Annotated in this window: 24 protein-coding genes; 21 read left to right on the top strand and 3 right to left on the bottom strand. The window is 41.5% G+C overall.

The window, feature by feature from the left end; all coding sequences use genetic code 11:
* Positions 1 to 68: 68 nt before the first annotated feature.
* The 10 genes from ACP8HG_RS15780 to ACP8HG_RS15735 all read left to right on the top strand — a co-directional run bounded on the left by ACP8HG_RS15780 (position 69) and on the right by ACP8HG_RS15735 (position 8,009).
* Complete coding sequence (locus tag ACP8HG_RS15780) at positions 69 to 1,214, top strand: betaine/proline/choline family ABC transporter ATP-binding protein (protein ID WP_067213640.1); 1,146 nt, start codon at positions 69 to 71, stop codon at positions 1,212 to 1,214.
* Positions 1,215 to 1,227: 13 nt separating this feature from the next.
* Positions 1,228 to 1,884: an ABC transporter permease gene (locus ACP8HG_RS15775; protein ID WP_067213639.1), complete on the top strand. Its 657-nt coding sequence runs from the start codon at positions 1,228 to 1,230 to the stop codon at positions 1,882 to 1,884.
* Between the two features lie 28 nt (positions 1,885 to 1,912).
* Positions 1,913 to 2,812, top strand: a complete 900-nt coding sequence (locus ACP8HG_RS15770; protein ID WP_187048026.1) for an osmoprotectant ABC transporter substrate-binding protein — start codon at positions 1,913 to 1,915, stop codon at positions 2,810 to 2,812.
* A gap of 17 nt (positions 2,813 to 2,829) precedes the next feature.
* Positions 2,830 to 3,516 (top strand): ABC transporter permease, encoded by a 687-nt coding sequence (locus ACP8HG_RS15765; RefSeq protein ID WP_067213638.1) that lies wholly within the window; start codon positions 2,830 to 2,832, stop codon positions 3,514 to 3,516.
* Between the two features lie 93 nt (positions 3,517 to 3,609).
* The gene (locus ACP8HG_RS15760) at positions 3,610 to 3,831 is read left to right on the top strand and encodes a hypothetical protein (RefSeq protein WP_067213637.1); all 222 of its coding nucleotides are present in this window, start codon (positions 3,610 to 3,612) and stop codon (positions 3,829 to 3,831) included.
* 193 nt (positions 3,832 to 4,024) lie between these two features.
* Complete coding sequence (locus tag ACP8HG_RS15755; RefSeq protein ID WP_067213636.1) at positions 4,025 to 4,225, top strand: PLDc N-terminal domain-containing protein; 201 nt, start codon at positions 4,025 to 4,027, stop codon at positions 4,223 to 4,225.
* Positions 4,222 to 5,121, top strand: a complete 900-nt coding sequence (locus tag ACP8HG_RS15750) for an ABC transporter ATP-binding protein (protein ID WP_187046177.1) — start codon at positions 4,222 to 4,224, stop codon at positions 5,119 to 5,121. The genes ACP8HG_RS15755 and ACP8HG_RS15750 overlap by 4 nt, the downstream gene beginning before the upstream one ends.
* Positions 5,121 to 5,903: an ABC transporter permease gene (locus ACP8HG_RS15745; RefSeq protein WP_438297135.1), complete on the top strand. Its 783-nt coding sequence runs from the start codon at positions 5,121 to 5,123 to the stop codon at positions 5,901 to 5,903. The genes ACP8HG_RS15750 and ACP8HG_RS15745 overlap by 1 nt, the downstream gene beginning before the upstream one ends.
* A 60-nt stretch (positions 5,904 to 5,963) precedes the next feature.
* On the top strand, positions 5,964 to 6,668 hold the full coding sequence (locus ACP8HG_RS15740) for a CBS domain-containing protein (RefSeq protein ID WP_067213633.1): 705 nt from the start codon (positions 5,964 to 5,966) through the stop codon (positions 6,666 to 6,668).
* 933 nt (positions 6,669 to 7,601) lie between these two features.
* Positions 7,602 to 8,009 (top strand): hypothetical protein, encoded by a 408-nt coding sequence (locus ACP8HG_RS15735; RefSeq protein ID WP_438297134.1) that lies wholly within the window; start codon positions 7,602 to 7,604, stop codon positions 8,007 to 8,009.
* 264 nt (positions 8,010 to 8,273) lie between these two features.
* On the opposite strand, the gene ACP8HG_RS15730 is transcribed toward ACP8HG_RS15735, so the two are convergent.
* On the bottom strand, positions 8,274 to 8,603 hold the full coding sequence (locus ACP8HG_RS15730) for a hypothetical protein (RefSeq protein WP_067213631.1): 330 nt from the start codon (positions 8,601 to 8,603) through the stop codon (positions 8,274 to 8,276).
* Between the two features lie 274 nt (positions 8,604 to 8,877).
* On the opposite strand from ACP8HG_RS15730, the gene ACP8HG_RS15725 reads away from it, so the two are divergent.
* Positions 8,878 to 9,099: a hypothetical protein gene (locus ACP8HG_RS15725; protein ID WP_067213630.1), complete on the top strand. Its 222-nt coding sequence runs from the start codon at positions 8,878 to 8,880 to the stop codon at positions 9,097 to 9,099.
* Between the two features lie 225 nt (positions 9,100 to 9,324).
* Entirely contained in the window at positions 9,325 to 10,356 is a 1,032-nt protein-coding gene (gene nadR / locus ACP8HG_RS15720; RefSeq protein WP_438297133.1) for a multifunctional transcriptional regulator/nicotinamide-nucleotide adenylyltransferase/ribosylnicotinamide kinase NadR, read from the top strand.
* Positions 10,357 to 10,511: 155 nt separating this feature from the next.
* Here nadR and ACP8HG_RS15715 read toward each other — a convergent pair whose 3' ends face one another.
* A complete protein-coding gene (locus ACP8HG_RS15715) occupies positions 10,512 to 11,522 on the bottom strand; it encodes a PQQ-dependent sugar dehydrogenase (protein WP_438297132.1) in 1,011 nt (336 codons plus the stop codon).
* Positions 11,523 to 11,691: 169 nt separating this feature from the next.
* On the opposite strand from ACP8HG_RS15715, the gene ACP8HG_RS15710 reads away from it, so the two are divergent.
* From ACP8HG_RS15710 to tatC, 4 genes are read left to right on the top strand one after another with little or no spacing between them, the layout of a single operon-like run.
* Positions 11,692 to 12,450, top strand: coding sequence for a gluconate 2-dehydrogenase subunit 3 family protein (locus ACP8HG_RS15710; RefSeq protein WP_067213627.1), 759 nt, complete (start codon positions 11,692 to 11,694; stop codon positions 12,448 to 12,450).
* Between the two features lie 15 nt (positions 12,451 to 12,465).
* Complete coding sequence (locus ACP8HG_RS15705) at positions 12,466 to 14,178, top strand: GMC family oxidoreductase (RefSeq protein WP_340766731.1); 1,713 nt, start codon at positions 12,466 to 12,468, stop codon at positions 14,176 to 14,178.
* 21 nt (positions 14,179 to 14,199) lie between these two features.
* On the top strand, positions 14,200 to 14,400 hold the full coding sequence (gene tatA / locus ACP8HG_RS15700) for a twin-arginine translocase TatA/TatE family subunit (RefSeq protein ID WP_187046170.1): 201 nt from the start codon (positions 14,200 to 14,202) through the stop codon (positions 14,398 to 14,400).
* Positions 14,401 to 14,412: 12 nt separating this feature from the next.
* A complete protein-coding gene (tatC, locus tag ACP8HG_RS15695) occupies positions 14,413 to 15,258 on the top strand; it encodes a twin-arginine translocase subunit TatC (protein WP_067213624.1) in 846 nt (281 codons plus the stop codon).
* Between the two features lie 97 nt (positions 15,259 to 15,355).
* Here tatC and ACP8HG_RS15690 read toward each other — a convergent pair whose 3' ends face one another.
* Positions 15,356 to 15,502, bottom strand: coding sequence for a hypothetical protein (locus ACP8HG_RS15690; RefSeq protein ID WP_187046168.1), 147 nt, complete (start codon positions 15,500 to 15,502; stop codon positions 15,356 to 15,358).
* Between the two features lie 164 nt (positions 15,503 to 15,666).
* On the opposite strand from ACP8HG_RS15690, the gene ACP8HG_RS15685 reads away from it, so the two are divergent.
* The 5 genes from ACP8HG_RS15685 to ACP8HG_RS15665 are packed head-to-tail and all read left to right on the top strand — an operon-like array spanning position 15,667 to position 20,510.
* Positions 15,667 to 17,241, top strand: coding sequence for an ABC transporter substrate-binding protein (locus ACP8HG_RS15685; RefSeq protein WP_067213623.1), 1,575 nt, complete (start codon positions 15,667 to 15,669; stop codon positions 17,239 to 17,241).
* On the top strand, positions 17,231 to 18,199 hold the full coding sequence (locus tag ACP8HG_RS15680) for an ABC transporter permease (protein ID WP_438297131.1): 969 nt from the start codon (positions 17,231 to 17,233) through the stop codon (positions 18,197 to 18,199). The genes ACP8HG_RS15685 and ACP8HG_RS15680 overlap by 11 nt, the downstream gene beginning before the upstream one ends.
* A complete protein-coding gene (locus tag ACP8HG_RS15675; RefSeq protein WP_067213621.1) occupies positions 18,200 to 19,012 on the top strand; it encodes an ABC transporter permease in 813 nt (270 codons plus the stop codon).
* Positions 19,005 to 19,754 carry an ATP-binding cassette domain-containing protein gene (locus ACP8HG_RS15670; protein ID WP_438297130.1) on the top strand — a complete coding sequence of 250 codons (750 nt, stop codon included), beginning with the start codon at positions 19,005 to 19,007 and terminating at the stop codon, positions 19,752 to 19,754. The genes ACP8HG_RS15675 and ACP8HG_RS15670 overlap by 8 nt, the downstream gene beginning before the upstream one ends.
* An 18-nt stretch (positions 19,755 to 19,772) precedes the next feature.
* Positions 19,773 to 20,510, top strand: a complete 738-nt coding sequence (locus ACP8HG_RS15665) for an ABC transporter ATP-binding protein (protein WP_438297129.1) — start codon at positions 19,773 to 19,775, stop codon at positions 20,508 to 20,510.
* Positions 20,511 to 20,522 lie beyond the last annotated feature (12 nt).

The following is a 20,522-nucleotide window of genomic DNA, read 5'->3' as shown; positions in this document are numbered from 1 at the left end:
AGAAATAGGTATCTGCTCAGAAAAAGTATAAAGATGGTTGAACAGTTTAATCATAGGGGGCGAAATGTGTGCTTGAATTTAAAAATGTGTCAAAGATTTATGCTGGAGGTAAAAAAGCTGTAGATAACTTAGATTTACATATCAATGCAGGTGAATTTATCGTCTTTATCGGTCCGAGTGGTTGTGGAAAGACGACAACTATGAAGATGATCAATCGATTAGTTAAACCCACAGAGGGTAAAATATTGATCAATGGAGAAAATATTATGGAAAAGAACATCGTGCAATTGCGACGTTCAATTGGCTATGTCATTCAACAAATTGGTCTCTTCCCCCACATGACCATTCGAGAAAATATTGCACTTGTCCCGCGGCTTATGAAGAAGTCGGTTGATGAGCGAAACAATAAGGCTGATGAGTTAATCGAACTTGTCAATATGCCTAAAGAATTCCTTGATCGCTACCCCCATGAACTAAGTGGAGGTCAGCAACAGCGTATCGGTGTACTTCGTGCATTAGCTGCTGATCCTCCCCTTATCCTTATGGACGAGCCTTTTGGTGCGCTAGATCCGATTACCCGCGATTCGTTACAGGCGGAATTCAAACATCTTCAAAGGACACTTGGTAAAACAATTATTTTTGTCACGCACGATATGGATGAAGCAATTAAGCTCGCAGATCGCATTGTAATTATGAAAGACGGAAAAATTGTTCAAATGGGAACTCCAGACGAAATTTTAAGAGATCCGGCCAATGAATTCGTAGAGGATTTCATCGGTAAAGACCGTCTTTTGCAAGCTCAACAACGTATACAGACGGTGGGACAAATTATGAACCCGAACCCCGTCTCCTTCAAAACGGAAGGGACACTGTCTCAAGCAGTTCAGCTTATGCGTGAGCGCCGTGTGGATTCGCTACTTGTCGTTGATGAAAACAATGTACTGAAAGGTCTGCTCAATGTCGAGATGATAGACAGGGGCCGCAATATGGAAACGCAGGTCAAGGAAGTCATGTCTACGGAATTGACCGTCGTTCAGGAAGATACGCTTCTTCGTGAAGCAACGCGAAATATTCTTATACGTGGATTAAAATACGTAGCTGTTGTCGATGAAGATCGGCGTTTGGTCGGCTTGATTACAAGAACGAACCTTGTGGATATCGTCTATGATTCCATTTGGGGAGAAAGCGAAGAGCAGACACTTGGTCAGGTGTAAAGGAGGTTTTTGAATGAACGGATTTATTGATTTTTTCTCTGAGTATGGAAGCCAGTTGGCAACGAAGACTTGGGAACATCTGTATATATCATTTATTGCACTTTTTCTTGGAATCCTTGTTGCAGTACCAATTGGAATAATGCTTACAAAAGTGCCGAAGATTGCTGGTTTTGTATTGGGAGTAGTTGGAGTTATCCAGACATTCCCTAGTCTTGCGATTCTTGCGTTCTTCATACCACTTCTGGGAATCGGGAAAACACCCGCAATTGTTGCTTTATTCCTTTATTCGATGTTGCCAATCCTTAGAAATACGTTTATCGGTGTGAAAGAGGTCAATCAGGATCTCGTGGAGGCAGGTAGGGGAATGGGAATGACGGCGTTTGAACGTACGATGAACGTTGAACTTCCTCTGGCAATTCCTGTTATTATGGCTGGTGTAAGGCTGTCTGCAGTCTACCTTATTGGATGGGCAACACTTGCATCATTCATTGGTGGAGGTGGGCTTGGGGACTTTATCTTTGATGGTCTGAATCTATTTAGGACAGACTTGATTATTGGTGGGGCGATACCAGTTACGTTGCTTGCGCTACTAGTCGATTTCCTGCTCGGTCGTTTTGAATCCTTCGCTACGCCAAAAGGACTTAAAGAAAGCAGAAAAGTGGTTTCTTAAGGAGGGAAAAAGAGTGTTCAGAAAAAGTATGAAAAGAATAGTACTTCCATTATTGGCCACCAGCCTGCTGATTGGGGGTTGTTCACTTCCAGGCCTCGGAGGAGGTAATGACACAATTCGAATTGCAACACTTACAAGTACGGAAACATCGACACTGGGTCATATGATTCGACTTATGATTGAAAAAGAAACAGATTTGAATGTTGAAATGGTGGAAAATTTAGGAACTTCAATCATCCAGCACCAGGCGTTGACGAGCGGGCAAGTAGATATTACAGCTGCACGCTACACGGGTACTGATATGTCGAGTATTTTAGAAGTAGAGCCCCTAGCAGATCCAGAAGAGGCAATGACGCTGGTCCAGGAAGAGTTTGATAAACGATTTGACCAGGTTTGGTACGATTCATACGGGTTCCAAAATACGTATGCGCTCACAGTAACAGCCGACCTTGCTGAAAAAGAAGGACTTGAAACTGTCTCGGATATAGAAAAGATAGCTGATGATTTAACGCTGGGTGTAGACAACTCATGGTTGAACAGGGCAGGAGATGGCTATGAAGGATTCGTTGATACATATGGATTTACATTCGGAGAAGCATTGCCCATGTCTCTGGGGCTCGTCTACCAAGCGGTGAATAGTGGTAAGATGGATGTCGTTTTGGCCTATAGTACTGACGGACGTTTGAAAGCATTTAATTTGAAGACGCTTGAAGACGACAAGAAGTTTTTTCCGCCTTATGAATGTTCACCTGTGACGCGAAAAGATGTAATCGAACAGCACCCAGAAATTGATATAATCCTGAAGAAACTTGCAGGTAAAATAGACGGAGAAACAATGACACGTTTAAATTACGAGGCGGATGTTAATAAAAAAGAACCTGCAATCGTGGCGCAAGAATTTTTGGAAGAAAACAATTACTTCAACTGAATTACGGGGGTGAATGAATGGAAACGTTACAAGAACTTTGGTCATACTACACAGTGAATGGCACGTATGTGTGGGATCAGTTTGTCAGGCATTTCCTTATGTCTGCATACGGAGTCCTGTTCGCGGCGCTTGTTGGTATTCCAGTGGGTATTCTTATTGCCCGATACGGTAAATTGAGTGGATGGGTGTTATCGGTAACGAATATTATTCAAACTATTCCAGCCCTTGCAATGCTTGCTGTTCTAATGCTTGCGATGGGTCTTGGACCGAACACAGTTGTTATGAGTTTATTTTTGTACTCTTTGCTGCCTATTATAAAAAATACGTATACAGGTATAAAAAGTGTAGAAAAACCTATTTTAGAAGCTGGTCGTGCAATGGGGATGACACGGACGCAGATGCTATTCATGGTAGAACTTCCGCTATCGTTATCAGTTATCATGGCAGGTTTGCGGACCGCTCTTGTTATTGCAATTGGTGTGGCAACAATTGGAGCTTTTATCGGTGGTGGAGGACTCGGCTCCATTATTATTCGAGGGACGAATGTGACAGATGGAGCATCCATTATTTTGGCCGGAGCAATTCCAACCGCATTAATGGCGGTCATCGCGGACCTCTTTATGGGATGGCTGGAACGTGTTTTATCTCCAGCAAACAGAAAAGCTGTAGCAAAACAATCAACATCTACAAATACAGTGGCATGAAATCCCCCCTTTTCTTTGAGGGAATATAAGCCTGAAAGCGCTTAGGGCGGGGAGGAAGAAGTTCTACATGAGCGAAATGGAGGAGATGAAGAGATGATTGGTAAATTTAATGTGAGGAAAGAAATATTTGAAGATACGCCAAATGAAACATTACACTTCGAATTGACGTTGGACAGTAAGGAATATCAAGGTCATTATAAAGAGAATGAAGTGAGCTGGTTTCAAATGCAGCCTGATCAAGAAAATCATGAGATGAAGCTTGAAGATTTGGAAGTTGAAGTGAAAAAACGTATTAAAGAGTGGAAAGAAGATTAAATTAAATCAAGATTTGATTGAAAACTACCTAGTGACTGGGTAGTTTTTTTATATACCGTCAAGTGAGTTGTTTCGAGTGGCACTGATAAGCTTCTTTAGCATCATAACTATTTCGGTATTTCTGTTATATACAACGTATAACAGTCGTGGTATACTGAATTTACCATTAATAGTTAGAAAGGGTGTGAAGTTTATGTCTGAGCTCGCGAGTATTCCTTGGAATCTTCTTATGCCATTGATTGTACTTCAATTCATTTTGATGATTGTTGCACTCGTTGATGTTATTCGCCATAGACGGACGAACGGTCCATTTATCATGTGGATTTTCATCATTGTTCTTGGCAATTTGATTGGATCAATACTGTACTTTATCTTTGGGAGGCGGCAAGTATGACAAATTTACTTCAAGTGGATAATTTGACGAAGAAATATATCAATAATCATGTAGTGGATGCTGTCTCGTTCGAACTTGAAGAACATACAGCAACGGCTTTGATAGGGCCAAATGGAGCTGGAAAAACTACGACACTGTCTATGCTTGCAGGGTTAGTCTCGCCAACAAGCGGATCAATACAGTTCCAGGGTGCTGCAAAGCAGGATATCCGTTCGATTATCGGATTTCTTCCACAATATCCAAAGTTCTTTCCTTGGCTATCTGCACTTGAATTTACTGAAATGGCTGCACGACTAAGTGGGGTGGAAACAAAACAAGCAAGAATAGAAGCGAAAAAGACCTTGGAATTTGTAGGCCTAGGCGAAGCGATGAACAAAAAGACGGGCACTTTTTCCGGAGGAATGAAACAGCGTCTGGGGCTTGCGCAGGCAATTGTCCATAAACCAAAACTACTTTTACTCGATGAGCCGGTATCTGCACTTGATCCAGTTGGGCGCCGTCAAGTGATGGATTTGTTGAAAGACTTGCAAAGAAAAACGACGATTTTATATTCAACTCATATTTTAAATGACGCTGAAGAAATGACAGACCAGTTGCTGTTCTTACGGCATGGGAAACTTGTCGAACACGGTTCACTTGATGAAGTACGTGCGCGCTATGCGGAACCGCGAATCGTCATTGAATTCGAAGGGATGCAAGAGTTGCAGCGCTTTATGGAAGCAACTGCATGGCAAGTGACATCAAAAGGGTTGGTTGTTTCGATTGACGTTCGGTTGGAAGAAGCTGAAATGTCATCGGTCCTATCCATGTTAACCGAAGGCAAGTTCTTAGTGAGAAAAGTGGAACTGCAGACGGCGAGCCTTGAAGATATCTTCATGAAAGTGGCGGTGGTCTAATGAATGGATTTAGTGTGTTATTGCAGAAAGAATGGCGTGAACATACACGGAATTTCAAAATGTTATGGATTCCTCTCGTCTTTATTATATTCGGTATTTTGGAGCCCGTAACGAATCATTTTTTGCCTGAAATTATGAGAAGTGTAGGTAATATGCCAGAAGAAGCTGAATTCTTATGGCCAGAGTTCAAAGGAGAGGATATCTTCCAGTCATTGCTGGGGCAATATCAAATGATCGGTATTCTCGTTATAATTCTTGCTTTCATGGGGACGATTTCAGGAGAGCGGAAAAATGGAACGGCCACATTACTATATGTTCGCCCAATGTCATTTCGAAATTACTTTTTAAGTAAGTGGCTGGTCGTTAATGGGATTGTACTTGGAAGCGTCTGGCTCGGCTTTATGGCTGCCTGGTATTATATTGAAATCCTTTTTAACCATGTAGATGCAGGGGCAATATTGGCTTTTGTTGCGACGTATAGTTTATGGCTCGTCTTCGTTGTCACTGTTGTTTTAGCGCTAAGCGCATGGCTTCCGACAGGTGGGGCGGCGGGCCTAGCGATTCTAATTACACTTGTCTACCAAATTATAGATTCGCTTATCGGTACCTATTGGACAGTATCACCATGGAAATTGTCGATGTATGCATCCTATTGGTTCGATTCGAACTCTGAACTGTCGGATTTATGGATGAGTTCGGGTCTGACAGTGATACTAATCGTCATCTTAATCGTATTCGGAGTATTTATGTCGAAACGGAATGCGGCAAAAACAACAGTGTAAATAACCCTTTGTGGTATAATTCGTATAAAGACGAATTATTCTGAAAGGGAGGGGTTCTAGATGACTACACGCAATTCAGATCGCTTCATATTCGCATTTAACCGTATTGAAAAATCTTTGGAAAAAATAAGTGGCTTAAGCAGCTATATGTCTTTCCAGCGATTGATTGATAAATCCAAGCATTTGAATGCGGTTATTCGGAAATTTGAGCGGGATTTGCGGGAATGTGGTGATTTACGCAATGCAATTGTCCATAATCGGACTGATATTCAATATGCAATTGCAGAACCACATGATGATATTGTGGAACTAATTGAATACATTGACCGAGAACTTTCGAAACCTGTTACAGTCGGTGATATGTTTTTACGAAAAGTCCATATATTACAAGCTACTGATACACTTGCCTCCGGATTGAAACTAATCCGGGAAAAAAAGTTCAATCAGATACCAATTTATCAGAGCAATAAATTCATTGGGCTTGTTACTGCGACAGGCATTACGTATTGGCTTGCAGATAATATGACAGATGAAATAATTTCCCGGGAAATGCCGACGCTTCTCGACATTTATTCCCATGAAAAACAAAAAAACACGTATCGATTTATAAGAATGGATCTTTCTGTTTATGAAGCGGAGGAATATTTTAAAAAGTCTGTTGCTGAAGGAAAACGTCTTGAGGCACTTCTCATTACGGAAAGTGGAAGACCGGAAGAGAAACTACTTGGAATTATTACACCGCTGGATCTGATGAAAATAGATTAAAAAGCAGTGCCCATTCACAATAAGTGAATGGACACTGCTTTTTTTAGGGATTGAGGGAATTTACTTTGCTCGATATAGCGTTTTCTGTAATAGGCAGTTGTTTCTTTGTTGATGTTTTCATTTTAAGTTATTTTTGAATGGTGAAGAACTGATTCCTGCTGCTTGTACTCGTATGGCATTCTCAGAACAGTAATCACGGGTTTATTATGATGGGATAAAAGTTGGAGGGATTGCGCCATTCATAGATACTCCGAATCCAATTCACAGCGTTAGAATGAAAGTGGAGTAATCAGTGCGCTGGAAAACTATATATGTTGAACAAATGAATACGGCGTATGCGCTTTACAAGGGCTTTTGGGAGTCCACTGAAAAAGCCGTTGTACTTGGAATGAATTAGGATTCCCACTAATACCGCTTCGACGCTTTGTGGATGCCTCCCGCGATAAGCTAGAAAGAAGATCCCATGGGAGGGATTGAACTGCATCCCTCCTTAGTCTTATCGCTCCGGCTACCACGAAGTCGCGCCTGCGCTGGATGGTCTTATTTGAAAAAGCGCATTTCATTATCTGTGATGGAATCTGCAACCTAGAGTGCGTCTTTCTTGACTATTAGTAGTATCAACTAGTAATCACAGTATAATCTCGGCATATAAATCTTAAAATCACATTTCTCTCGATAATGAACACCCTAGCGCAGGCGCGACCGCAAAGCGCCAAGCGTTCTACAATCCACACCGTGAATTAAAACTCTCTCCTTATTGAGCGCCACAGTAGATTCAATGGGATTCTTTAATTCAACATATATAGTGAAAAACCAGTTTTTTTATGTGTAATTCTACCAGGTTTTTTTGTTGAAATATGACGAAAAATGTATACACAATTTTCAATCTATTATGTATAATGGATATATAATATAACTAGTGGGGGAGATGAAGTGATAAGAAAAGGACGTTTTGCTGTATGGGGAAACAAAGAGTTTGAACTAATTTCCTATCAACGCCAATACTACTTACAATCGGAAAATCCTTTAGACATGGAGAATGGGTTCGTAAGGAAAAATGGGGAAAAACAGGTTTTCATTAAACCAGTTTCCATTAGGGAATTGGAGGATGCGTATGAAATCGTTCCGTATGCAATGATCGCAGGCTATCGATTTTCTTTAGAAGGTTACAATGAAAAGACTGGTAAAGTTGCGCTTGTGACAAATAATTCTTTTGTCAAAGAGAAGGTCGACGTGCAAGCTTACGGGAAGTTTGAATATATAATTGAAGTTTCGTTAGACGAGATCCGATTAGAGGAAGATCGAATTCCGATACGTGGCTTTGAAGGTTTGCACACATAAAAAGGTAATCGTGTACGCTGAAATGACAGTGCACATGATTACCTATTATGGTTTTAACGGCTGAAGGATTACTGGTTTTGGGGAAAAGATAAGAAATTATACGTTTTTCAATTGAAGTAGTGTCTAGACTCTAGGGCTTTTCTTACCTGATAAAAATTGATCGAAAAAGAAGTACCTTACTTCATGTAACGGGAACAAAGGCACTGCTTTTTACGAATCAGTTTTTGCGTTAGATAACGTACTTTTAGTGTGGATCTTCCAATGTTACTTTTTATTAGTAAACTTGTCTTTCAGTTCACCGAACTTATCTTGTGCTTGCCCTTTAAACTTGTCGACCTTATCGCTGTCCATTGCGGTACCGATTTTGTTTTTCACTTCGCCAAATTTGTCCTGCGCTTGCCCTTTAAATTTGTCAACCTTGTCATTGTCCATTGCGGTACCGATTTTGTTTTTCACTTCGCCAAATTTATCCTGTGCTTGCCCTTTAAACTTATCGACCTTGTCGTTATCCATTGCCGTATCGAATTTGTCTTTCACTTCGCCTTTTACTTTGTTTACAGCGCCTTTGAATTTGTCGGAAAAACTGTTGCTCATAATAAAACCCCCATTTGGTTAATTATACAACTATATACCTGACAACGAATATAGTAAACGTTATAGCAAGTTTAGTAAGAAGTATCATTTTATTAGCTATCGATTTTCGGACTACAGGTTTCGATAGGGGTCAAGTTATCTTCGAAGACAATCGCAAAGCTGACAAATGCTACGATGTGAAATGAATTTCATGATTCAAGTAAGAAATCGCTGATAAATGTGCATGATAGGAATGGCAAACTGTAAAAAGAATTAACTAAATGGAGGCGATGTTATGATCGAAAATTTTAATGTGCGGAAAGAAATATTTGAAGATACACAATACGAAACGTTACATTTCGAGTTGACGTTAGACGGAAAAGAATACCAAGGACATTATAAAGACGAGGAAGTGAACTGGTTTCAAATGCAGCCTGACCAGGAAAATCATTTAATGAAGCTTGAAGATCTGGAAGCTGAAGTGAAAAAACGTTTAAGAGAATGGGAAGAACAATGAACCGGAAGTTGTTCAGATACCGCCTATCTCTAGTTGGTTTTCTTTAAAGATACAAAACTATAAGTTTTTCATCTGGAGCAGTGTCTAGACTCGAACGCATAGCCCCTGGTCCCACACGAACTAGGCCAGCAAGTGTCGGGGCTACCAAGGGGCTTGCGCTTTTCTTATTAGTGCAAGACCTTGTAGTATTGGACTCATATGAAAGTATTCTGGGGGGCAGGAAAGATGACAGCGAAACGTAGAATTGGGATGTACGGTGGAAAATTTTTACCGGTACATTTAGGGCATGTGAATGCGATGGTGATGGCTTCAACAATCGTCGACGAATTACATGTCGTTGTTTCATATGATGAAGAATATGAGAAAGAAGTCTTCGAAGGGACAGGAATGAAACCAATTTCAGCGGTTCAACGACTTCGTTGGTGGAGCGAAATTACGGCTGATTTGGATCATGTATTTGTACATAGTGTTGAAGAAAAGCAAACAGGGAAATTTGAAGACTGGACGGCAGGCGCGAAAGCGATTAAAGCGTGTATAGGGAAAACAATCGATACGGTCTTCAGTTCTGAGAGTAGTTATAATGAATACTTTAATGAGTTATATCCAGACGCTGAACATATCGTGCTTGATAATGATCGTGAGCTATTTGACATTTCGGCAACAAAGATTAGGGATGAAGGGCCTTACGTTCATTGGCATATGATTCCCCAAGAAGTCCGTCCCTATTTTGTGAAAAAGGTTGCTGTCATTGGGACGGAGAGTAGTGGGAAGTCAACGCTCGTTCGAAATCTAGCACGCGTGTATAATACGTCATATGTTGAGGAATACGGTCGTACATATTATGACAAATTCAAAGATTCTATGTCGATTACGCTAGAAAGTGATTACCATGAAATTGCGTTTGAGCATAAATATCATGAACGTATGCAAACAAGGACGGCAAATAAAGTGCTTTTTATCGACACTGAAGCGATTGTTACCCAGTATTATTCGGAGTTATATGTCGGGAAAAGGCTAGATATCCTAACTGAAGTGGCAAAGTTACAAGAGTATGATTTACATATTTATTTGGAGCCCGATGTGGCGTGGGTGAACGATGGTATACGTGTTCACGGAGATCAGTCCATTCGAGAAGAAAATAACCGTAAGTTAAAGAAAATGTTTGATGAAGCTGGCGTTGAATATGTCATTGTAAGTGGGGATTATGAAGAGCGATTTGAAAGATGTAAGGCATTGGTGAAAGCGATTATGAAGTAAATAGAATGAGGCTGCCTGTGTCGGGGAGCCTTTTTTCATTTCATAGGAAACTATAAAATCTCGTCCTGTGGATAACCTCCAAAAGAAGCTATTTCACTTCTAGACTCCAGCGCCTCTGACCAGGCGCTGGCACTTTTGGTCGGTTTTTCTAACACCTATTTCAAGCGATATAGCACATCATCATCTTCGGCAGGGTTCCCTCTACCATCGGTATTATTTGTTATGAAAAATAATGACTCGCCATCCGAAAACACGTCACGGATGCGGCCATAGCCTTCTATTTTCTCAAGGAGTTTGCCAGCCAATGGGTCAATGACAAGAATCGCCTCACCGCGGAGTGCAGCAACGTACAACAATCCCTTGTGAAAAGTAATGCCTGATGGCGCCCATGTTTCTCCAGTACCAGAGGTGAGAAGTGGTTTTTCCATGCCTTCTGCTAATTCCGTTCCCTCGATGATTGGCCATCCATAATTGTTCCCGGCTTCAATTTTATTAATTTCATCATTTGCAGATTGACCGTGTTCTGATGCATATAATACTCCGCTTTCATCCCACGCAAGCCCTTGTGAATTTCGATGTCCGATGCTCACCAATTCAAATGTGTTGCCATCAGTTAACCGGATTATTTTCCCGTTGAATAAATCAGTGTCTTGTGCTGAATCAGGATTTGCCCCATCGCCAATTGTTGCATATAAAACACCATTCGGAGAGAGTGCAAGACGCCCGCCATGATGGACTGGACCTGATACGATTCCGTCCAAGAGTATGTCTTTTTCATGCCACGAAGTTCCGTCGTAGTGTAATGTTACGATTCGATTTACAGGAGTACCTTCTAAATCATATGTGTAGTAGGCATATGCTTCATGCGATTTCAGAAAATCCTTTTTCAACACGAAACCAAGCAGACCAGATTCAGCTACATTTGCTAAGGACTCCGAAAGAAAGACATCCTCGCGTAAAGTTTGACCGTTTCCCCATACCTTAACAACTGACCCTTCTTTCTCAGAGATGAAAAAATGTTCTCCATCGAAATCAATGGACCATGGTGCGATGAGATTTACCGTAACTTTTTCTGCGAGATCAGGATTCGCATGGGGTGAAGGACGTGCTTGATCTGTGCACCCAGCTAGTATAAATAGAAAAAAGAAGAGGAAAAGGCGTTTCATTGGAAAACTCCTTTCGTATTTCGTTTTTTTCAGTATATCCCGTTATGCGTGTGAGTAAAAATTAAGTTGATCAAAAAAATCCATGTATTGTATAAACATTGGATAGGATTGCCATGCTTTGTGCTAGGAATCATTATATAGACGACAGTCATACTGAGGAGGATAAAGGATGGCAGTGGAAAAAAAAGGCTTATCGAGACGAGACTTTCTGAAGACAACGGGAATTGCAACAGGGGCTCTCGTGGGAGGGGGGCTCATAGGGGGACTTGTCGGTTACAACGTCAACAAGGAAGGTCAAGTTGCCGGCACGGGTGACCATAAAGGAGCTGGCGGCGAACCGACAGCTGTTAGCAATCGGGGCTTAATGTACTTTACAAATATGGCTGAATTCAATGTATTGTCTCAAGCAGTTGAACGGATATTCCCTGAAGATGACCTAGGACCTGGAGCAATTGCACTTGGTGCTCCGTATTTCATCGACAATCAGCTTGCAGGCAATTATGGAAGCAATGTGAAGGAATATATGCAAGGACCGTTTTTTGCGGGTGAAGCGACTCAAGGCTACCAAAGTAAGTTGACACGTGCAGAAATCTTTAGACAAGGTATCGCAATAATGGATGAGCAAGCAAACAAGCGGTTCAAACAAGGGTTTGTCGACCTCGAGGGTGCGCAAATGGATGAAATCATTACTGCATTCCAAAAAAATGAAATTGATATGAAGGGCGTATCGTCAGAATTTTTCTTCAAGCTTCTTCGACAAGCAACATTAGAAGGTGTCTACGCGGATCCAATTTATAACGGCAACGTGAACATGGATGCTTGGCGTATGAAGGAATTTCCGGGCAATCAAATGACCTATATCGCCGAAATTGAAAATGAAAAGTTTGTGAAGTACGAACCAGTATCACTTACGAGTATGGAACATTAAGGGGGGAAATAGCGTATGGCAACAACGTTGGAGAAAGTAGATGTTATTACAGTTGGTGTTGGATGGGCCGGTGGTATCATTGGCGCAGAGTGTGCAAAAGCTGGTTTGAAAGTACTTGGACTAGAGCGTGGTAAGGAAAGAAGTACAAAAGACTACTCATTAGTACATGATGAGTTTCGCTACGCGATTCGTTACGATTTAATGCAGGATCTCTCAAAGGAAACGATTACGTTTAGGAATTCCCGGAAGATGCGGGCACTTCCTATGAGGCAGATGGGATCGTTTCTTCTTGCGGAAGGTCTCGGCGGTTCGGGGACGCATTGGAACGGGCATACTTGGCGATTTCTTCCGTATGATTTTGAGATTAAATCGATGACGGATAAGAAATATGGAAAAGATAAACTCTCAAGCGACTATCTGATTCAAGATTGGGGCGTTACATATGACGAGCTAGAGCCTTATTTCGATAAATTTGAAAAGACAGCCGGCATCTCTGGAGAGAATAAAAATCCATTTGCGGGGAAACGCTCCTCAGAGTTTCCGACGCCTCCTATGAAGCGGACACCGATTCTAAAAAAGTTTGAAAAGGCAGCAAGCAAACTTGGGTATAGTCCTTTCATGTTACCATCTGCAAATTTATCCGAGTCGTATGAAAATCCAGATGGAGAATCAATCATGGCGTGTCAATATTGCGGTTTTTGCGAGCGGTTTGGCTGTGAATACGGTGCGAAAACATCTCCGGAGATTACTGTCATTCCGACTGCAAGAAAAACGGGGAACTACGATGTCCGTTTCTATGCAAATGTCGTCGAAGTGTTGAAGAAAGGCAATAAAGTGACCGGAGTTAGATATATCGATACGCAAACCGGTGAAGAATTCATCCAACCAGCCGAAGTCGTTGTACTTACAAGCTATATGATGAATAATGCGAAGCTTCTTATGGTATCGGGAATTGGAGAAATGTACGATCCGGATACTGGAAAAGGAACGCTTGGTAAAAACTATGCGTACCAGGTTTTGCCGGGGGCAACAGGCTTTTTTGATGAACAAATGAATGTCTTCATGGGGGCGGGGTCGCTTGGGATGTCAATTGATGATTTCAATGGTGACAATTTTGATCATGGGGATCTAGATTTCATTCACGGGGCAAGCCTATCCATAACACAGACGGGTGTGAGGCCGATTGCGACCAATCCTCTTCCGCCAGATACACCTGTGTGGGGTGAAGATTTCAAAAAATCATCGATTTATAATTACACGCGCACGCTAAATATTGGCGGGCAGGGTGCCTCACTTCCGCATAAGGAGAATTTCTTGTCACTTGACCCAAATTATAAGGATGCATATGGAGTCCCATTGCTTCAATTGACATACAATTTTACTGAACAAGATAAGAACTTGCACAAGTACTTAACTGAAAAGACGGCCGTCATAATGAAAGAGATGGGTGCGAAGACAGTGATGGCTGGAAATCCAATTACCAACTATGATATTGTGCCATACCAGACGACGCATAATACCGGCGGAACAATTATGGGAGCAAGCCCGGATGATAGTGTCGTCAATACTCAATTACAACACTGGGATGCAGAAAATCTATTTGTTCTTGGAGCTGGAAACTTCCCGCATAACGGCGGCTACAATCCTACGGGGACAGTTGGTGCGCTCGCTTATCGCGCAGCAGAAGGAATTGTTAAATACAGTAAAGCTGGTGGGTCACTTGTTTGAAAATGAAGGGAGACTTAGGCAATGAGTTTAGCGAGTATTGGCGTACCGGGTTTAATCATCATTCTTGTTATTGTTCTCATCTTGTTCGGACCGAAAAAGTTACCCGAAGTGGGAGCCGCGGTAGGGAAAACACTTGCTGAATTTAAAAGGTCAGCGAAAGATATTATGGAGGATGAAGAACCAGTAACCCCAAAGGAAATAAAGAAAACGGATCAACTATAAGCAGGTGAAAGTATGGATCCATACGGAGATCACAGTCGTAAAATTTTAAGTCCGCTTGATAAAGTCCAAGTCGAAAAGACGAAGATTGGTATACCCGTTAAACCGGAAATAGAATCTGACATTACTCGGGATGACAAGGTCGTAGAAAGCAATTTTGAAGCTGCTCCGTCTCTTGTTGACCATCTCACAGACCTAAGAAAACAGCTCGTCAAAAGTGCAGCTGTTTTCCTTTTTTTTCTAATCGCAGTGTTTTCAAGTATTAATTTATGGTTCCCGTATATTACCCGCGGCCATGAGCTAATCATTCTTGGACCACTCGAAGTTGTGAAGTTTTACATGTCGATTTCCACAGCACTTGCATTGGGTTTATCAATCCCTTTTCTCTGTCATTTTCTCTGGCAATTTGTTAAACCGGGACTTAACGAACGGGAAAGCCGGTTTCTAAGCATGTATTCGCCTGTAATGTTACTGCTTTTCCTTATAGGTGTATCATTTGGTTATTTTATCGTCAATCCGCTTAGCTATAAGTTTCTTGTCTCATTGGGAGCCGTGAATTTTAATGTAATGGTGTCGGCGCAAGAATACATCAGTTTCTTGCTAATGACGACTATGCCAATCGGGATATTATTCGAGTTACCAATTGTTGCGATGTTTTTGGCGGCAATCGGGTTACTTACAGCGGAATCAATGAAAAAAGTGCGTAAATGGTCGTATCTTGCCATCGCTATAATTTCGGCTTTGATTACACCGCCGGATTTTGTGAGCCAACTCATTGTACTGATTCCAATGGCGTTGCTTTACGAAGCGAGTATCTTTATTGTCCTGTATACGGAGCGTCGAAATGCTGTTGTAAACTAATGCTATATTCGACATTTTCACAACAAAAACGGCAACCTATTTAAGGGTTGCCGTTTTTGTGCAAAAGTTTTTTCGCTTAATCGTTTATAAAACAATTTTACGAATTACTTTGCGATTCGCTTTTCTTGGAAAGTGTACCTGTGAACGATTCAACCTGTTTCATCAGCTTGTTCCTAGCATCTTTATTTCTCATTAAATATGCTGCGCCAAGTCCAAGTGCTGTCACGGCCATCTTGTTCATCATATAATCACCCTCCTTATTTTTTTGTTCATGATAATATGCCCGAGTTACAGGATTTTAGTCGGAAAGTCTGCAAGAAGATTGTTCCAAACTGCGTTAGGTTAGACATTGAACATCCTGCTCTTTATAATTAGTAAGTATAGAATTACATTTTTTTGGAGGTTACTATGTTTAGAAGGAAAACAAATGCATATATTATTTTTATTGCTATTTTACTCGTTATTGCGGGTTGTGGAAACAAGGAGAAAGAAACTTCGAAAACAAAAGAAAACCGACTTGTCTATGCGTCGGAAACTGAATTTGAAGGGCTTAATCCGCTACTGGAAGAAACGAACCTGGATGCGCTATTATTCCGCGGTCTGATACGGTTCGATGAGAACAATGAGCCAACAATGGATATCGCTGAATCATATGAACTATCACCGGATAAGCTAACGTATACGTTTAAATTGAAAGAAGACATTACGTTTCACGACGGCGAACCACTTACTGCTGACGATGTGATTTTCACAATTGAGAGCATACTAGACGATAATAATGCTTCGTTTTTGAAGTCGGATTTCACGGAAGTGGATTCGGTGACAAAAATTGACGACTACAAACTTGAATTGAAACTTAAACGCCCATTCACGCCGATGCTTGATAAGTTAACGGCGCCAATTTTGCCCAAGCATGCTTTTGAAGGCGTTGAGATGAGGACAGCTGAATTCAATAGTCATCCAATCGGCGCGGGTCCATATATGTTTGATAAGTGGGACCGTGGCAACAGTTTAACGTTAAAAGCCTATAATAATTTTCATGGAACAAAGCCTTCTATTGAAAAAGTGATTTTTAAATTCATTCCGGATAGTAATGTCCGTGCATTGCAACTCAAGTCTGGAGAAGTCGATATTGCACTACTCGACCCGGTCCAAGTTGAAGAGTTGGAAAAAGAAAAGAATATTAAAATTTACGATATTGAATCTGCGGATTACCGCGGTATCCTTTTCAATACGACCATTGACTTGTGGAAAGATGTTGACGTGAGGCGCGCATTTAGCTATGCGATTGATCGCGCTCAAATCGTCAAAGGTATTTTGAAAGGATACGGGACAGAAGCGTATTCACCACTTCAAAAACATGCATTTAACAATGAAAATGTAGAGAAGTATGCATACGACATTGAAAAAGCAAAAGAGCTTCTAGACGGAGCAGGCTGGAAAGAAGAAAAAGATGGTTTCCGTTATAAAAATGATGAAAAATTGGCGTTTACGATTACGGCACCTGTATCGGATACAGTACGCGTAAATATGGCGAACTATGCTGCCGAAGGATTCAAGAAAATTGGCGCTGATGTAAAAGTAGATGCGCTTGACTGGAGTGCCATTACAATCGAAGATGCAGAAGCATTCATGGTCGGGTGGGGTAGTCCGTACGATGCGGATCATCATACACATATTTTGTTCCATACGGATCAGTCGGTTTTGACGAGCTCTGGTTATAACTACGGTAGCTATTCGAATGCAAAAGTAGATGAGCTACTTGAAAAAGGCCGTTTTTCGACAGATGCTGAAGAACGCAAAGCAATTTATATGGAGTTTCAAGCTGAGCTTGCGAAGGACCCTGCATTTGCTTATATCGCGTACGAAGACGCGGTTTACGGGATTAATAAAAATCTAAGCGGTGTGAAAGAACGAATACTTGGCCATCATGGATCTGGTTTCCTCTGGAATGTTGAGGAGTGGACGTGGAATGACCGTTAAATGGATTGGGAAGCGAATGATGATGGGGATAATTGTCCTCCTCATCGTGAGCTTCCTCTCTTTTTTCATCATGCATGCAGCTCCCGGTGATCCGGCAGCGGCTTTTTACGGAGGGAATGCACAAACATTGAACGCGGCTGAAAAAGAACGAATCAGCCGTGTTTTTTCGCTTAACCGACCTGTCATTGCGCAGTATGGTACGTGGTTAGCGGAAACAGTGAAAGGGAATTTAGGTGTTTCGTATAAAGAAGGGCGGCCCGTATCGACAATTCTTATGGAACGGCTGCCAAATACATTACTTCTTTTCGGCGTGACGCTATTTTTTATTAGTATAGGTTCAATCTGGCTTGGAACGACAGCGGGCATGAAGGCTGGATCTGTGTGGGATAAAGGATTATCGACAGTCAGTATTGTGACTTCTTCAATTCCAGCGTTTTGGCTTGGTATTTTATTTATTTCATTATTTGCAGTCAAACTCGGCATCCTTCCGTCATCTGGAACAGGAGATATCGGCGGTGAAGGTGGATTTTTGGATAAATTGCGTTATCTACTCATGCCTGCAACTGTTATCATTTTGACTCACGTTGGAATTTATGCACGCTTTCTCCAAGAAAGCATCAAAGTAGAAAGCCGTAACTATTATGTAACGGTAGCACGTGCCAATGGTGTCGCGGAGCAAGTCATTCGAAAAGGGATTTTGCGCAATGCATCTATTCCCTATTTGAATTATATCGGGATGACCATTCCTTCATTTGTTGGCGGGTCGATTATCGTAGAATCGCTCTTTTCATGGTCGGGACTTGGTCAACTAACCGTAAAAGCGGTGGTTACGAAAGATTTCCCATTGTTGATGGGTGGTATTTTACTAACGGGTTTAATCGTTGTCATAAGCCTTTTCGTTATTGACCTCATTACGTATTTATTGAATCCGAGGCTACGGAAAGGGGATGTGCGATAAATGAAATCAAAAAAAGCATTGATTTTTTGGTGCGTTGTCCTCGGCGTTATCATAATTCTAACTACTTTTGCAAGCTTCCTTTCATCGTATGAACCAAATGACATGAATCTCGATAAAGTATACGTCTCCCCTGGGGAAGGTCATCTGTTAGGAACTGATCATCTTGGACGCGATGTCTTTTCACGTCTTTTAGAGGGCGGTAAAGTAACGCTAACTGTTGCAAGTATTTCTGTACTAGTATCGCTTGTTATGGGTGTTCTATACGGCGGAATTAGCGGCTATATTGGTGGATTCGTCGATACTGTTATGATGCGGTTTTTAGAAGCGCTCATTACGATTCCTTCGCTTATTATTATTTTAGCGTTTCAAGCATTCATGCAAGGCGGAATGTGGAGTATGGCTCTCATTATTGGCGTTACAGGTTGGTTGGTTACCGCACGTATCGTTCGCTCTGAATTTATTCGATTGAAGGATGCGGAATTTGTGAAAATGGCGATAATGTTCGGAACACCGATGTGGAAAATTATCTTTAGTCATATGCTTCGCAATAGTATTCCGGCTATATTCGTTGTTACATTGTTTAACTTTGCAGGAGCTATATTCATTGAAGTGTCGCTTAGTTTTCTGGGGATTGGTGTACCACCAGCGATTCCATCATGGGGTAATATGTTGTACTATGCGCAAAATGATATCCTAATTGGGGCTTGGTGGATTGGATTGTTCCCAGGCATAATGATTTTCATTACAATACTTGCGATTAACTTTATCGGTGAAGCGTTGAAAGATCCGGAACGGAGGCGTTTAAATGCTTAGGGTACATCAATTGTCGATTGATATCGATGGTAAATCGATTGTGCGTAATAGTTCGTTTTCTGTTCCACTCGGAAAGATTACTTCTATTATTGGTGAAAGCGGCAGTGGGAAAAGTATGACGGTTTCCGCACTGCTCGGAATAGTACCAACAGGAGCGAAGGTAACTGGACAGGCTATATTTAACGATAAAAACTTGATTACGGTTTCGGATAGAGAAATGATGGAAATTAGAAAAAAACACCTATTTACAATTTTCCAAGATGCGGCGAACAGCTTTAATCCCTCTGTGAAGATGAGGCATCAACTTTTTGAGTTTTCAGGAAGAAAAACGGGCGATACAATTGAAGAATTTCGAGTGAAGATGGAGTGCATTTTGGATGAGCTTGGCCTTGCATCGGAAATCATGGAACAGTATCCATTCGAATTATCGGGCGGTATGTTGCAACGATGTATGATTGCGTGTGCACTGTATATGGAACCGGCCCTTTTAATTGCAGATGAACCCACTTCTGCACTCGATATGGTGCTACAAAAGGAATTCATTGGGCTGCTAAAGAGATTGAACGAGCGGCATGGAACAACAATTCTTCTTATAACGCACGACTTGGATATCGTTGAAGAGGCGGCACATGACATGGTTGTTATGCGTCATGGTGAAGTTATTGAAACTGGCAGTGTGGTGGAGGTATTTGATTGTCCTAAGCATCCTTACACGAAGCTTTTGTTGGATAGTAGGTTTTAAAGGAATGGAGGTGTGACGGTGTTAGTGGTGGAAAGTGTATCAAAAAGGTATGGTAGTGGAACTAAAGCGAAAGAAGTCCTTCGTGCAATCAGTCTCACAGTTGGAGAAGGTGAAATCGTTGGGCTTGTCGGGGAAAGTGGAAGCGGGAAAAGTACGCTGACACGTGTAATTATGCAACTTGAAGCGCCTGATGACGGAACAATTTTATTCAATGGTTCGCTCGTCACGAGGCAGTCCCGAAAAGCATTTTACAAAGGGTGCCAACTCATCTTTCAAAACGCATCGGCTGCCCTCAATCCATTATGGACTGTACGTGAAATCTTGATGGAACCGCTTCGTAATAAGAAAGGGGACCGGGATGCTCATATTCGACGCATGCTCGGCAAGGTAAAGTTAACGGAAGCTCATTTACATAGACGTCCTTCCGAACTGAGTGGTGGAGAAAGGCAACGTGTTAACTTGCTCAGATCAATTCTCGTTGAACCTAAACTACTCGTATGTGATGAAATCATTTCCAGTCTGGATCGATTGATTCAAAAAGAAATTATTGATTTACTAATAGAACTTAACCGTGAAACTGGTATGGCCTTACTTTTCATAGCGCATGATTTGCAAGCCGTTGCGTATATGTGTGACCGGCTATATGTGATGAATAACGGGGAGATTGTAGATGAAAGTGTGAAAGTGGAAGGTAGATTCGATTTTACACATCCGTATTCGGTAAGACTTTTTGGGGCGGAATTTAGGAGAGGATAAAAAAGGGGGGGA

Source organism: Sporosarcina sp. FA15 (assembly GCF_051550195.1).
GTDB lineage: Bacteria > Bacillota > Bacilli > Bacillales_A > Planococcaceae > Sporosarcina > Sporosarcina psychrophila.
The sequence above is the reverse complement of the archived record's forward strand: the minus strand, read 5'-3'. Positions and strand labels throughout refer to the sequence as shown.